Annotated in this window: 10 protein-coding genes and 1 pseudogene; 3 read left to right on the top strand and 8 right to left on the bottom strand. The window is 42.6% G+C overall.

Features of this window, described 5'->3' with window-relative positions; translation table 11 throughout:
* Nucleotides 1-418 precede the first annotated feature (418 nt).
* The 4 genes from metH to IM473_RS11485 form a co-directional block, all read right to left on the bottom strand.
* Nucleotides 419-3982, bottom strand: a complete 3564-nt coding sequence (gene metH, locus IM473_RS11500; protein ID WP_287658195.1) for a methionine synthase — start codon at nt 3980-3982, stop codon at nt 419-421.
* Nucleotides 3983-4120: 138 nt separating this feature from the next.
* Nucleotides 4121-5287, bottom strand: a complete 1167-nt coding sequence (locus IM473_RS11495; protein WP_287658194.1) for a SpoIID/LytB domain-containing protein — start codon at nt 5285-5287, stop codon at nt 4121-4123.
* 204 nt (nt 5288-5491) lie between these two features.
* A complete protein-coding gene (locus tag IM473_RS11490) occupies nt 5492-6112 on the bottom strand; it encodes a type I restriction endonuclease (RefSeq protein WP_287658193.1) in 621 nt (206 codons plus the stop codon).
* A 426-nt stretch (nt 6113-6538) separates the two neighbouring features.
* Complete coding sequence (locus tag IM473_RS11485; RefSeq protein WP_287658192.1) at nt 6539-7036, bottom strand: DUF29 domain-containing protein; 498 nt, start codon at nt 7034-7036, stop codon at nt 6539-6541.
* A gap of 313 nt (nt 7037-7349) precedes the next feature.
* Between IM473_RS11485 and IM473_RS11480 the strand changes: the two genes are divergently transcribed.
* Together IM473_RS11480 and IM473_RS11475 are read left to right on the top strand one after the other, a co-directional pair.
* Nucleotides 7350-7658 (top strand): hypothetical protein, encoded by a 309-nt coding sequence (locus IM473_RS11480; RefSeq protein ID WP_130757456.1) that lies wholly within the window; start codon nt 7350-7352, stop codon nt 7656-7658.
* Nucleotides 7659-8009 carry a hypothetical protein gene (locus IM473_RS11475; RefSeq protein ID WP_002775598.1) on the top strand — a complete coding sequence of 117 codons (351 nt, stop codon included), beginning with the start codon at nt 7659-7661 and terminating at the stop codon, nt 8007-8009.
* A 226-nt stretch (nt 8010-8235) separates the two neighbouring features.
* Here IM473_RS11475 and IM473_RS11470 read toward each other — a convergent pair whose 3' ends face one another.
* On the bottom strand, nt 8236-11775 hold the full coding sequence (locus IM473_RS11470) for a tetratricopeptide repeat protein (protein ID WP_287658191.1): 3540 nt from the start codon (nt 11773-11775) through the stop codon (nt 8236-8238).
* Between the two features lie 83 nt (nt 11776-11858).
* Between IM473_RS11470 and IM473_RS11465 the strand changes: the two genes are divergently transcribed.
* Complete coding sequence (locus IM473_RS11465) at nt 11859-12968, top strand: S-(hydroxymethyl)glutathione dehydrogenase/class III alcohol dehydrogenase (protein ID WP_287658190.1); 1110 nt, start codon at nt 11859-11861, stop codon at nt 12966-12968.
* A 151-nt stretch (nt 12969-13119) separates the two neighbouring features.
* Here the strand turns inward: IM473_RS11465 and IM473_RS11460 are convergent.
* The 3 genes and pseudogenes from IM473_RS11460 to IM473_RS11450 form a co-directional block, all read right to left on the bottom strand.
* A pseudogene (locus IM473_RS11460) lies at nt 13120-13491 on the bottom strand (transposase); the annotation flags it as partial.
* A gap of 94 nt (nt 13492-13585) precedes the next feature.
* Nucleotides 13586-13849: a hypothetical protein gene (locus IM473_RS11455; RefSeq protein WP_287658189.1), complete on the bottom strand. Its 264-nt coding sequence runs from the start codon at nt 13847-13849 to the stop codon at nt 13586-13588.
* Nucleotides 13795-14055 carry a helix-turn-helix domain-containing protein gene (locus tag IM473_RS11450; RefSeq protein ID WP_287658188.1) on the bottom strand — a complete coding sequence of 87 codons (261 nt, stop codon included), beginning with the start codon at nt 14053-14055 and terminating at the stop codon, nt 13795-13797. The genes IM473_RS11455 and IM473_RS11450 overlap by 55 nt, the downstream gene beginning before the upstream one ends.
* Nucleotides 14056-14661: the final 606 nt, after the last annotated feature.

The following is a 14661-nucleotide window of genomic DNA, read 5'->3' as shown; positions in this document are numbered from 1 at the left end:
CTCTAAAATGAGCGAGTTAAGAGGATTAGTGGTCATAATTTCCCTAAGAAGCTGCAAAAAACATAGCCTTTCTTATCAAGATGAAGTGTAGGCTAATTTGGTATGAACGACCGACGACTGACTCCCGAAAACTTCCTATCCTAAATTAATACCACAGCAGTGGCCACTTTGTCATGTGGTTAATAATGAAAAAAATTGCTGGCATATTATAGATCTAAGTCGATAATTGCAATGAAAACTCAAATCTGATCACTGATAAGTAGGTAGGCGTTAAAAGTTGTCAGACACCCCCCTTATCAAGGGGGGCAGGGGGGATCCCCCCGCCTATCGGCACCCCCCTTATCAAGGGGGGCAGGGGGGATCGAACCTAAAATCCATTTTAAATTTAATTATAACCAGCTACTTAACTGATCACTGATTAGGTACTAAAGTATTTAGCGGTGGGGTGATAGGTAATAATGGCGGTGGTGGATTGTTCTGGGTACAATTGTTCGCTTTCGTCCATATACATCCCAATGCGATCGCATCCTAACAGAGCTAATTGCTTGTATTGGTCCTGAATATTGGGACAAGCGGGATAGCCGAAACTATAGCGAGAACCCTGGTAACGCTGTTGCAGTATATCGCGGATATTATCGGGATCGAACTCTGCGAAACCTAACTCGCGACGGATGCGGGTGTGGGTCCATTCGGCCATGGCTTCGGCGGTTTGGACAGCCATGCCGTGATAATAGAGGTATTCGGTATATTCGTTGGCATCAAAGAGAGATTTAGCGTATTCCGTGGCGATTTCCCCCACTGTCACCGCTTGCATCGGGAAAACATCGATAATACCGGATTCCTGCGGGGCGAAAAAGTCAGCAATACAGAGACGACGACCGGATTTCTGGCGAGGAAACTCAAAAATGGCGATCGGTTGCAGATTTTCGGGTTTTTCGCCTGCTTGTATCGATTCGGGATCGTAAATTAACAGGGAATTACCGGACGACTGACAGGGAAAATAACCATAAATTAATGTGGGGTTTAGTAAATTTTCCTTGACAATTTTCTCTTTCCATGCTGTCAGAATTGGATGAACTTTTTCCTGTAAAAACTGGTCGTATTCTTGCTTCGATTGGCTTTTTGGTTTGCGGAATTGCCATTGACCGACAAATAAAGCTTGTAGGTCCAAATACCAGAAAACCTCCTCGATGGGAATTTCTGCTGCTGTTAATATTTTAGTACCCCAGAAGGGCGGTGTTGGTCGGGAAATATCAACTGCCACCGCTTCGGACCGACGGGTATCAATAACTAATTCTTGGTTGACGCTGCCATCGGTAAAAATAGTATCGGGATTAACCTTTAATTCTTCGGCAACAACCGGGGTTTTTTCTGTCTCGGCAAACTCCGCTAAAAAGCCTTTACTATCATCCCATTGACCCCCAGCTTTAGCGGGCATTAATTTATCCATAAAATGCAGGTCAGAGAAGGCATCTTTACCATAGATAACCTGTCCCTTGTAGGTTTTTTGACAGTCATCATGAACAAATTTGGGAGTTAAAGCTGCCCCGCCAAGGATAACAGGAACGGTGATTCCTTTTTCATTAAAAACCTCTAGATTTTCCTTCATAAAAGCCGTCGATTTCACCAATAAACCGCTCATAGCGATACAATCGGCCTTATGTTCTTTGTAGGCTTCGATGATATTTTCTACAGGTTGTTTAATGCCCAAATTAATCACCCTATAGCCGTTATTGGTCAAGATAATATCAACTAAATTTTTACCAATATCGTGAACATCCCCTTTAACTGTTGCGATAATAAAAGTCCCTTTGGCATTATTATCACCCTCTTTTTTCTCCATAAAGGGTTCTAAAAAAGCCACGGCTGCTTTCATAGTTTGGGCTGATTGGAGAACAAAAGGTAACTGCATTTGTCCCGAACCAAATAACTCACCCACCACCTTCATCCCATCCAGGAGGAAAATATTAATAATATCTAGGGGTGGATAGTCCTGTAAAGCTTGCTTTAAAGCCTCTTCCAGTCCCAATCTTTCCCCATCAATAATATGCTGTTTTAAGCGTTCCTCCACGGGTAAATTAGCATTACTAGAGGGGTCTTTTTTAGTAGTTTTACCCGCAAATAATTCGGTTAATTTGGTCAGGGGATCATAAACACATATATCGCCATCAAAACGACGATTATCATAGATTAAATCCCGACAAATTTGCTGATATTCTGGTTCAATTTTTGCCAGAGGAAGAATTTTATTGGCGCTGACGATTGCCCCATCCATCCCCACCTGCATCGCTTCGTGAAGGAAGACAGAATTTAATACCTGACGCGCTGCCGGATTCAACCCAAAAGAGATATTAGACACACCTAAAAGAATATGACATTCGGGCAGTTCTTGGCGAATTCGACGCATTGCTTCGATGGTAGCCTTGCCATTTTCTCGGTCTTCTTCGATACCGGTAGAAATCGGTAAAGCTAAAGGATCAAAAAAGATTTCGTAGGGAGGAATTCCGTATTCTATCGCCGCATAATAGGCCCGTTTAGCTATCTGGAATTTTTTCTCGGCAGTGCGTCCCATTCCTTCTTCATCAATGGTTCCAATTACTACCCCCGCGCCGTATTTTTTCGCTAAATCCAAGACTTGATAAAAACGCGGTTCCCCGTCTTCGTAGTTAGTAGAGTTGAGGATACATTTACCCCCCGCTACTTTTAACCCCGCTTCCATTTTTTCCCATTCGGTGGAATCTAACATTAAAGGTAGGGTGACATTATTAACTAAACGAGAGGCTAATTGGTGCATATCGCGCACCCCATCCCGGCCCACATAATCGACGTTGACATCGAGAATATGCGCCCCTTCTTTTACCTGCGCTTTCGCCATCGATACTAAACTATCCCAGTCTTCAACATTGAGAAGTTCCCGACATTTTTTAGAACCACTGGCGTTTAATTTTTCCCCGACAATCAGGAAAGAATTATCTTGAATATAGGGTTGGGTACTGTAGATAGAAGCGGCGGAGGGTTCATAATGATAATGACGAGATTTCGGAGTTAAACCCTGACTTAGTTCCGCTAAAGCTTGAATATGGTCGGGACGAGTACCACAACAACCGCCGATAATTTGTACTCCCAAATCTTCGATAAAGTGCATTAAAGCCATTTTTAATTCTACGGGAGTGAGGCGATAGTGCGCTTGACCGCCGACATTTTCCGGTAAACCAGCGTTAGGAATACAAGAAACAATAAAAGGGGAATTTTCCGAGAGATATTTAATATGGGGTTTCATTAAATCGGGACCGGTGGCGCAGTTAAGTCCCAAAATATCAATTTTATAGGGTTGTAAAATAGAGACAACGGCGTTAATTTCCGTTCCTACTAACATCGTTCCCATGGTTTCCATCGTCACCGAAACCATCAGGGGCAATCGTTGACCTTTTTTCTGAAATACTTCTTCAATAGCATTTAAAGCCGCTTTAATTTGCAGGACATCCTGACAGGTTTCTACTAATAATAAATCTGCCCCGCCATCATACAGACCCTCTACCTGTTCCACATAGGCATTTTTGAGGGTATCAAAGTCAATATGACCCAAAGTGGGCAGTTTTGTCCCCGGCCCCATGGAACCCGCCACAAAACGGGGTTTTTCGGGGGTAGAGTATTTATTCGCGCAAGCCTTGGCCAGTTCGGCGGCGCTTTTGTTGAGATAATAGGCTTGGTCGGCTAAATCGTACTCGGCTAAAACTATCGAGGTTCCCCCGAAGGTGTCGGTTTCAATCACATCCGCACCCACGGCTAAAAAGGCTTCGTGGACTTTGGCTACAGCGCTGGGTTTAGTATGGACAAGATACTCGTTACAACCTTCGTATTCTGCCCCACCAAAGTCCTCGGCCGTGAGATTTTGGCTTTGTAGGGAAGTTCCCATCGCCCCATCAAAGACGAGGACGGGATGTTTGGGTCCGTTGAGGTAGTCAAGAAAGGGGCTATTCATAGAGAGATTTACTGCTATAGCATTTTGAAAGTTTATTGTAATACGGTTACTAGAAATCTGCTATGGTCGGCATTTCAGTTATCAGTGATCAGTCATCAGTTATCAGATTTGAGTTTTCAGTCGAGAAAGCCAATCAATCTAATTTTGTAGAACTAGACGAGCTAAACCAACTCCGGGATAATAATTACCGAGAATTTGTTGATAATCTAGGCCTTTTTCCGCTAATTTATAAGCTCCAGTTTGACTCATGCCGCGACCACCGTGGGCCCAAGCGACAATTTCATCCGTGGCGGCATAAAGAGACTCGACTACACCCCCTTTATAGCTGAGAATCTGCCCAGCAGTGGCATTAACCGCCTGGTGAGTCGATTGATACTCCGAGCGAATGCCTTTATATACCTGCCAACGTTGGCTATTGCCCAGATGAAACCAAGCATTAGCGGGGCGGATCATGTGTACTAGGGCATAGGAACGAGCGGCGATCGCCTGTGCCTTTAAAGCGTGCATTGGTGCGGTGGAGTGCATTTCACTACCCACCACACTATAGAGATAGGCCTCTAAATTAACATGATTAACCACTAATAAGCGATCGCCTTGGGCAACAAGGAGGATTTTGCCCCGATACCAACCATCATCCACATAAACTAAACCATCGGCACTGGTGGGCTGCACAAAAATCACCTCTGGCAGCGATAAATCGCCCATTTTTAAGCCATTGGCCTCTGGAATGACCGCTAAACCCTCGTTAGTGGCAATCGTTTTTAAACCGCGACCTTGGCGATCGGTGATCACCGCCGGCCCGTTAACTCCCATCAAAACACTGGCCACATCCCTTTTGATCGCCACGCGAATTTCTAGGACCGGCGGCGTATAATTAGCGGGAACCGCTAAAGGTTGTCTAGTCACCGGTTTAACCGCAGCAGCGGGGGAAGTATTGGGGGAAGTATTAGGGGACGTTTGAACCGATGGCGCTAATTTTTTCGGTGCCAAGGGGGAAGATTGGGGAGAGGGTGCTGATTTTGGAATCGCAGAAGATTGGGGAGAGGGGGATAGTTTCGGCGATGGTGCGGTTAAGGGGGCGATCGGAGATGGGATAATAGGAGCAGGGGAGGCAGCAGTTTCTAGATTTGCCTGCGGTTGCGGGGTTTCTGGTTTTTCCTTGGCTAAATAAGTTAAGAGAATTGGCGTAAAAGTGGCGATCGACAACAAAGGAACGGCACAATGACGCAGCAGGGAAAAATAGGTACTAGCAGCAAATTTCACTTTAATCACACCATCTTTAATTTTCTTATCTAACTTTACCATTCCCCTCTCAGGCCGGGCAATTCTAGACAAAAACTCTCGTATTCTTGAGCTTGTTAGGACAAATAAGGCTGAAATAGTCAAGAAAAGCCGAAAAAATCCTGATAATTTTTATTTATGCCTACTGATTTGTTCCTTGCAGAGCAAATTATACAACAGAGGGAAATAGGAGAGTAATGATTTTGTAGGTACTGATTATCTTGATACTCAAATTAGTTGACAGAGATGTTTAAGGATTTTGAGAACCTCGTATAAATCCCCCGGATTTCTCATGGCAAATAAACGAGAGGTTCCGTATAAAGGTTTACCGTCCCATAATAATTTAACAAATAAAAACTCGGAACCATTGGTCAACATTCCATAATTAGGACGGTTTGGATGAGGATTGACCATTAAATAAGCTAATAATTGCGGTAAACCTACTTCAACGGAATAAATTACCCGTTTTGATTCAATAATCATTACCCATAATTGCTCTTTTAGAATTAAAGTATCTAACCTTCCCTTAATTATTAAATCTTGATCTTCTGTAATAATTTCAACGGAATCTTCTGCTTTAATATGAAAAGGAAATAGATAAAAGTTACCAATAAATAATAATGGGTCTAAAACCGTCATCCTCACCGAAGTTTCTAAAAAGGGAGGATAATTCAATAAGTTAAAATAACCTGTTTTGATTTTATCTAACAATTCTTTTTCCTGTTCAGAGATTGCTTCTAGGTCTTGCTGCCATTCCCCAAAAAAATGCTCATCTTCTATAAACTCTAGTTGAAAATGATTAATTAAATCTCTGAGAGTGACTTCTTTTGCTTGTAAAAATTGAACCATATTTACCTACTTAATTAACACTTACTTTAATGGTAATTTTCTATTTTTAATTTAACCAAGCAAAATATCCGTTACTGACGGGGTTAACTGCTCTAAATCAGAGAGAACAGTTAAGGATATGGTCTTGTTTTGTTTACCTGCACATCGCTTCGGTTAGCATCGTTCAGGTTTTTATCAGCTGCTTTCGCTCTTCCTACATCATCCAGATTAGCCATCGTCTTCTCCTTAATTTAGAGTACATGAAAGGTTCACTTTGCTATGATTTATCCAAGAGATTTATTGAGATATAAGTAGTTAGGTGTTAAAAACTTTATTCCCCCCTTATTTCCCAGGGAAGGGGGGTTAGGTCATTCGGGCGATTTTTCATGTTGGCAAGGTCATATTCTGGTTTCATGGTTTTATTATCGATAATGTTTACTTTCGTTTTTACCCGTAAAAGTCCTCATTTAGAATCTGTTCAGGTGTGAAAGGACAAGCGAGGGGATACTCACTTTCTTGGGGAATACGAATACCAAATTGAGCGCGTTTACCCTGTTTGATGGCGACTTTACGAGCGCTGGAATAGGCTTGTGTGATGGAGATTAAGAGATAAGATTTAAGAGAGGGAGTCTTAAGTAAATCATCTTGAACGCGCTGGCGATGCTCATCTACTAAATTATACCAACTTGCTTTCATTGTCTCAGGAGCATCATGCTGTATCTTTAATTTGAGTAAGTGAATCAACAAGACCATTAAGTTGCTCTCTAAGGCGCGTTTCTCTGACTTACCCAAATCTTTTAACTCCTCAATTAAGTTTTCTATATCCAGTTGTTCAAACTGTCGATTCTGTAATTGATGAATAGTTTGCTCAATCCACAACTGAAGATCTTGTTCGTAAAGTGTTGTGGGATTTTCTTGAATGTCCGATTGTTTTAATAAGTTCATTTGGCTTTCATTAAGTTAACGGTAGATGAATAATTTGGTCTTTATATTTATTATTATACTTGATCTTTACCAGATAGTGTGATCGCATTGGGTTCTTAATTATTGACCTCTCCCCTGGCCTTTCTCCTACAAGGAAAGGGGAGAGAATTTAGCGAAGAGAGCTTCGACTACAAACTAGGTTGGTTGTCAAGGCTCTAGCCCGAACAAGTTTAACCTGTTTTCTTTAGGTAGTGAGAAGCTAAATGGACATAACCCCATTGCCCAAATTGGGTAACTTATCTAGAATAAGTATATGAAGAGAGGAGGAGACGTGATGGAGTATCAGAATTTTTCGCTCATTAAAGAAGATATTCAGGCTGATGCTTGCGGACGGATTAGCCTTGGGACTGAATGTAGCAACCGTCACTATCGAATACTGATGAATGCAAGCGGGGAACTTCTTTTGGTTCCCATGGTGGCGATTCCAGAGGGAGAACTATGGGCTTTTCAGAATCCTAGTGTCCGCGAGTCGCTCAAACGGGGGCTCGCGGAAGCCAGCACGGGAAATTTAGCTGAAGAACCCGTCGATTTAGACGCTATGCTTGAGTTTGCTGAATCTATTCCTGAAGAAGTCGAGGAGTAATTGAATTTCTCTTTACGACAGACACAGGAAGCTCGAAATACTCTATCTGAATTGCGAGCAGAAGCGGAACAGGCTCAAAAGACTCGCCTGGCTCAAGGTAGGACAAAAGCATCGAAACAAGAGGGTCTCTACAAACAGGTAACAAAAGCCCTCAAGCTCCTCAGTACAAACCCAAGACATCCGGGACTAAAAACCCACGAATTTAATTCCCTCGACAACCCTTATGATTCAACACAGAAGGTTTTTGAAGCCTACGCCCAACAGAATACACCGGGAGCCTATCGAATTTTCTGGTGCTATGGACCTCATTCGGGGGAAATCACCATTCTCGCTATTACACCTCATCCGTAGATCACAACATTGTAGGGGCGAAGCATTCGGGCGATAACCTATCGCTGAAACCGTAGATTTCCTATCCGAATGCTTCGCCCTTACTTTTTCAGCAAGCCCGAAATAGTTAGCGCTGAAGCGCAACAACAAGCCAGGTTCGTGAGGGAGTGAGGGAGGATCATCACCCCATCACCCCATCACCTCATCACCCTCTCTTTTTAAAGCCAGATTTAGTATTAGGGGGGAGTTAGACCAAACCCCGCACCTCCTCAACCCCAATCCCCAAAATATCAGCCACAGCAACGAAAATATCCTCATCTTGCGTTTGCTGATAAAGAGCAACAAGACTAGGCAAAGAATAGGTTTGTATGGTGTAACTATCGTTAAATTCTGCCAAAATTTGTAAGGCTTGCAGGTAATAACTTTTGGCTTGGCTCAATTCCCCAACTTCTTGCGCTACCATTCCCAAATTGTGCAGGGTGCTGGCTTGCTCGTAGCGGGCGCCATATTCAATCTTGATCTCAAGAGCTTGCCGGTAGTAGCTTCGGGCTTGCTCCCATTCCCTCAATTCTGCCGCTACCATTCCCAAATTGTGCAGGGTGCTGGCTTGCTCATAGCGGGCGCCATATTCAATGTAGATCTCAATAGCTTGCTGGTAGTAGCTTCGGGCTTGCTCCCATTCCCTCAATTCTGCCGCTACCATTCCCAAATGGTGCAGGGTTTTGGCTTGCTCGTAGCGGGCGCCATATTCAATGTAGATCTCAAGAGCTTGCCGGTAGTAGCTTCGAGCTTGCTCCCATTCCCTCAATTCTTGCGCTACGATTCCCAACTGGTGCAGGGTTTTGGCTTGCTCGTAGCGGGCGCTTTGCGTGCCTCCGGCAGCGCCATATTCAATCTTGATCTCAAGAGCTTGCTGGTAGTAGCTTCGGGCTTGCTCCCATTCCCTCAATTCTTGCGCTAAGTTTCCCAAATTGTGCAGGGTGCTGGCTTGCAAAGATTGCTTAGATTGACTGTAACTTTCACTAATTGGCTTGAGTAATTCGAGGCTCTTTTGGTAAATCTCTTTCGCTTTCTGATAATTTTTACTTTGTAAATATTTGCTTCCTGCATCGACAATTATAGCAATGATTTCTAGTGCCATCTGCCCTTGTTTGGCTTCAGGGGGATAGTTTTCAAAAGTTTCGAGAACGAACTCTAGGAGCTTTAAATTAGCCTGAGTATCTTGGGTTAACTCCAGATAACTATGCAAGCAAGCAGTAATACTAAGTACGCTTTCTTGCTGATTGAGGGCGATTTGCAACGCATTAAACAGATTTTCATACTCCCAGCGACAGAACAATATCCCCCACTGCTTCTCTTGCGGATTTTTGGAATTTAGCAGGTTATTATAATAACTTGCCAATCCTCGGTAATGATTCTTAAATCCCTCCCAAATTGCTGCTTGCGTCTCTGGTGCTAATTCCTTTAACTTCGTCTTTAGGAAGTAGGGAAAAATAGGCTGGATAGTCAAAAAACTCGGCATTTCTTCACTCATCGGCGAAAGCAAACCCCAATGAATCGCTTCTTCTATCGCTGCATCGAATTGGTCAAATTGATAGCCTTGTAAAGGTTCTAATTGCTGTAGTTGTTGGCTATAATTAGGAATAACATCCCTGGGAATAAACCCACTAAAAGGCGCTAAACATAGTAACAACTTCTGCGCCTCCTCCGACAAATTACTGTGGGAATATTCCACACATTTGATGATATTATTAGTCTTATCCTGATCCCCCACATTAACTAACTCCGCCAACTGTAACCCTTGCCAAATCTCCTCCGGTGACTGTCGCTTCAGATTCGCTAATACCACTTCCATCGCCAACGGATATCCCGCCAACAATTTCATCAAGCGTTTAAAATAATCATCCTTTTTAATCGCATTTTTCCGACTCTTCGCCTGACGTTCTAAAATTCTCTCCGCTAATTCAGTTCTCGACTCTTGGTCTAATCCTTGTAAGTGATAGATATTCTCCTTAAAAGTCCTGCGTTGCAGCCAAGTTTCCTCACTGCGAGAACCCAAAATCACCTTCGTTTTTCCCCCGACCAAATTCTTGAGAAATTCGGCGATTGCTTCCCTCTCATTCTCCGGTAAAGTATTCTGAATTGCTAACGGTTGTCCCGTCACCGACTCCAGATTATCTAAAATGAGAATATACGCCTCACTGCGGAGTTTTTGTTCTAGTTTCCTTACCCGCGCTTTCAGGTTCATCGCTTGGAAACTCGCCTGTTCAAAACGATTATAAATTCCCTGACCGATTTCATAAACAATCTGTTCTAAAGTCCAAGCTTTTATATCATAACCAAAATAGAAAATATGGGTCGCCCAGTTGGTTTTCTGCCACCATTCTCGTAGATAATTGAGTAAAGTAGTTTTTCCTGTCCCTCCCATTCCTTTGAGTAAAAGTATATTATGTTTCAGTAGCGCCTTTTCCATCTTGAGAATTTCTAAATCCCTGCCGACAAAGCCGTATTCTGGTAAAGGAAAGACATATTGATTGCCGATATATTGCCAGTATTTTTCCTCCTCTTCTGGAGTAAATGGACGCAAATTGAGATTAATTTTACCGCGACAATAAATCACCGGTAATAACCAATCTTCTAAATCTATTATCGTATTATAATAGGCGCGGCGTTGCTTATTATTGAATAACTCTAACCGTCCCTTTCGCATCGCTTCCGTTAGGTCTTTTCCGTTCAATAATTGCTGATAAATTGGTTTCATCATCAACTTAGCTGCAGAAACCGTCACCGAATATCCCATCGCTACCACAGCTTGCATTCCCGCAGTCATCAAACGACTCCCTAAACTGGTTTCCCGATAGTCTTCTGATTCCTGGGAAATTTGCTTTGCTGACTGACAAGCATTGAGAATACAAATAGGGATATTTTTCCCCGTGAGTAAATTCGCTAATTCCGTCGCTTCTACCGGAGTCGCTTGACCTTTTTCTTCTCCTTCCAGAAACAGAAAAGCTTTTACTCCCTCATATTCTGCTAAATCCTCCAGTCCCCATCCCCTTTGATAGCGCCAAGAGTCCCCGTGAACCTGTCTTTCGTACTGTTCATATTCCATTAATCCGCCATGAACATCGAAATGAATAACATGATAGTATCCTTCTCCCTTCTCATCCAGATGTCTGGTTAGTGATTCATAAGTTCCGGGACGCAAAATATCAATTTTTACTGGTATTTCACTACTATTTACCAGTTCTACCAAAGGACGGGAAATCGTGCGATAGTTAACATCAGATTCCTCATTAGGACGCGCAATCACCACCAGAAGATTGATAGTAGGATAAGTGGCCATTTGCACCGGGACAACTGTAGCCCCTCGACGCTGGCGGGAGATGATACAATCTATAGAAAAAGGACGCGGTAAATCAGGATCTTTCAGCGCTTCCCAATGTAAAGCTTGAAATTCTGGCGACTGACTTTCGATGATAATTTGCAGTTGACTTAACTGCTTTCGCAAGTCTCGATATTCCCCATAAGCATTTAAATTACTCTGGAAAACCTGTTTAAATAGGTTTTCGCCATAGTTTTGGACGCTGTTGGCGGCTTTTTGCGCTTTATCCGTGCCTAGCGTCGGAAATACTAACCATTCCTCAAAGTACCATTCTAGGTCTTTTTCTTCTTGGTTAGTAAAGGGGTCAGTAACCGTAATTGGGTAGCTGTTACCGCTATCAAAATTGAGACTAGCAGTAAAGCCACCATCGTTCATTCCTTCTTCGCGGATGGTGAGGACTAACATAGAGATAAGTTGAGAATTGTTCTATTACAACTCTTCAGCAGTTTAACGGTATTATACTGGAAAAAACCTATTGCTTTGAGCCTATGGATGTTCGAGCGGCAGTTGCCCTAGAAGCAGGAAAACCCCTAACTATTGAAACGGTACAATTAGCACCACCGCAAGCGGGGGAAGTGTTAGTAGAAATCAAAGCCACGGGAGTTTGTCACACCGATGCCTATACTCTCTCTGGGGCCGATCCTGAAGGCTTATTTCCCTCAATTTTAGGCCATGAAGGGGCCGGAATCGTGGTAGAAGTGGGAAAAGGTGTCACTAGCCTAAAAGTGGGGGATCATGTTATTCCCCTATACATTCCCGAATGTCGTCAGTGCGAATACTGTCTCAGCTTTAAAACCAATCTCTGTCAAGCAATTCGTCTTACCCAAGGTCGGGGAGTAATGCCGGATGGAACCAGTCGTTTTTCCCTCGATGGTCAGCCTCTTTATCACTACATGGGAACCTCGACTTTTGCTAACTATACCGTGCTGCCGGAGATTTCCCTAGCCAAGATTCGCCCCGATGCTCCCTTTGAAAAAGTCTGTTATATCGGCTGCGGAGTCACTACAGGTATCGGTGCGGTGATTAATACCGCTAAAGTGGAACCGGGGGCAAAAGTGGTGGTTTTTGGTCTGGGAGGTATCGGTTTAAATGTTATTCAAGGGGCCCGTTTGGTGGGGGCCGATATGATTGTCGGGGTCGATATCAATCCCCAGAAACAAGCTTTAGCGACCAAATTCGGGATGACTCATTTTGTTAATCCCCAAGAAATCGAGGGGGATTTAGTGGCCTATCTGGTGGATTTAACTAAAGGTGGGGCCGATTATAGTTTTGAGTGTATCGGCAATGTCCAGATTATGCGTCAAGCTTTGGAATGTTGCCATAAAGGTTGGGGTGTTGCCACTATTATCGGTGTAGCCGGGGCCGGCCAAGAAATTAGTACCCGTCCTTTTCAATTAGTCACCGGACGGGTCTGGAAAGGTACGGCTTTTGGTGGGGCGAGAGGTCGTACAGATGTACCAAAAATAGTCGATTGGTACATGGAGGGCAAGATTAACATTGATGATTTAATCACCCATGTTCTACCTCTGGCAAGGATTAACGAGGCTTTTGACCTGATGCGCCAAGGGGATTCTATTCGCAGTGTGATTACATTTTGAGCAGGGATAATGTTACCGAAAATGTCGGATGAATGCCCCCGCTACATTTTTCGACAAGATACTCACCTTTGCGGGGGATGAAATCCGACCAGAATATCAACGTCTCGACTTCGCTGGACGTTGACCCCATAGCACAATTTATACCAATTCTCTAAATGCCAACTACAGATAGAGCATCCAGGATATAACCTCGTTCAACAATTGAAACAATTACCTCTTTGTTCATTTCTTCGAGTCGTTGACCAATTAACAAACGTAATTCCTCTAAGTCTCTAGGTAGTTTCCATCTCAATCCTTTTTTTAGATATTGCCAAATCTGTTCAATTGGATTAGATTCTGGGCAATGTGGTGGCTGAAACATGAGAATAATGTTATCAGGTATTTTCAGGTTTTTTGACTTATGAAACCTGCCATTATCTAACTGTATTATCAAAATACTATCGGCAAAATATTCAGAAACTAATTCTAAAAATATTTGAAAACATTGACTGTTTAAATGAGTGAATTCGTAAAAAAAAATGCTCTCCTGTCTTCGGCTCTACCACCCGATAGATATAGGTTGCTTGAAATTGACCCTGCACTTTCCCGTAAGGTTTTACCCCTTTTGCTGTTATTTTTCACCCGCTGATTGTTTTCAGTCCCAGACGAGTTTCATCTTCACATAAAAAGCGAATTTTTCCTGTATTACTCATCATTTTTATCGCCACCCAACTCAGCATTGCCAAATTTTCTAGGAGTTTTTTTTTTAAATCTTCTAACCTTTCTTCTGATTGTTCTAGGCTTTTTGGTCTGGCTATTTTTGGAGACGCTTTTAGCCGATAATATACTAATTTGTGACGGTCTTGTCCTTGGCTTCTCTCCCTAATTTTTCCTCTAACCATTTACAAATCTCGACCTGACTATCAAATCCTTCCTCTTCTTTTAATCTTTTTTCTAAGGCTTTTTCTGCCCACTGAGGAACTTTTCTTGGTCTTCCTATACTGACTTTTTTAGACAATAATTTTTCTAGTCCTCCTTGACGATATTTTCCTAACCAATCTTGTACAGTGACTCTGTTTCTTCCTAGCATTTCGGTTGCTTCTGTCACCGTTTTTGCCTTTTTTGTCTTTAATCAGTACAATACTTGTATTCTTTCTTTTCCTGAACCAGTTTTTTCTTTTCTAAGCAGTTCCTTGAGTTCTGCTTCACTTTCAGATATTTCTATCTTATAAACTCCTGCCATATTTTTCCTTTAACTCTACTAATATGATATTCTACACTATCTGTCGTCCGATCTTGGAGAATTGGTATAAGTCAATAAACTAGATTTAATTTCATTGATTGATGTTAAAAGAAGCTGAGGTTTTAGTTGAGCTTTATTTTCGGTGGGGAGAACGGGGGCAAAACCTTTAACCATGAGCTATTTCCTGATTAATTTTCATCAACAACAGTGAGACTAAGGCTAATGATAAATTATACAGAGGTAGCAGCGGCTAAGTCTGGGTACTGGCGGTGCAGGAGGGTGCTACAGCGAGCTCTTTACCCTATTTAGAAATCTTTGTCAAGTACAATTTATATGGCATAGAACGAGTTAGTTAGGACAGATGCCTGAAGGCTTTACTCACAGCATCCACAAGGTTTTCACTATCATTGATAATCTGACTAACATAGTTTTTCAATCTAGCCCAGAACTTTTCAATTTTGTTGAGATCTG

Source organism: Microcystis sp. M015S2 (genome assembly GCF_020245945.1).
In the GTDB taxonomy this organism is placed as follows: Bacteria; Cyanobacteriota; Cyanobacteriia; order Cyanobacteriales; family Microcystaceae; genus Microcystis.
Note: the sequence above shows the minus strand (reverse complement) of the source record. Positions and strands in the feature narration are given on the sequence as shown.

Excerpts from the sequence above, each read along its gene's own strand:
- IM473_RS11455 (WP_287658189.1), bottom strand. The coding sequence starts at position 13,849 with ATGGTTAGAGGAAAAATTAGGGAGAGAAGCCAAGGACAAGACCGTCAC.
- IM473_RS11490 (WP_287658193.1), bottom strand. The coding sequence starts at position 6,112 with ATGGTTCAATTTTTACAAGCAAAAGAAGTCACTCTCAGAGATTTAATT.
- IM473_RS11470 (WP_287658191.1), bottom strand. The coding sequence starts at position 11,775 with ATGTTAGTCCTCACCATCCGCGAAGAAGGAATGAACGATGGTGGCTTT.
- IM473_RS11465 (WP_287658190.1), top strand. The coding sequence starts at position 11,859 with ATGGATGTTCGAGCGGCAGTTGCCCTAGAAGCAGGAAAACCCCTAACT.
- metH (WP_287658195.1), bottom strand. The coding sequence starts at position 3,982 with ATGAATAGCCCCTTTCTTGACTACCTCAACGGACCCAAACATCCCGTC.
- IM473_RS11480 (WP_130757456.1), top strand. The coding sequence starts at position 7,350 with ATGGAGTATCAGAATTTTTCGCTCATTAAAGAAGATATTCAGGCTGAT.
- IM473_RS11485 (WP_287658192.1), bottom strand. The coding sequence starts at position 7,036 with ATGAACTTATTAAAACAATCGGACATTCAAGAAAATCCCACAACACTT.
- IM473_RS11495 (WP_287658194.1), bottom strand. The coding sequence starts at position 5,287 with ATGGTAAAGTTAGATAAGAAAATTAAAGATGGTGTGATTAAAGTGAAA.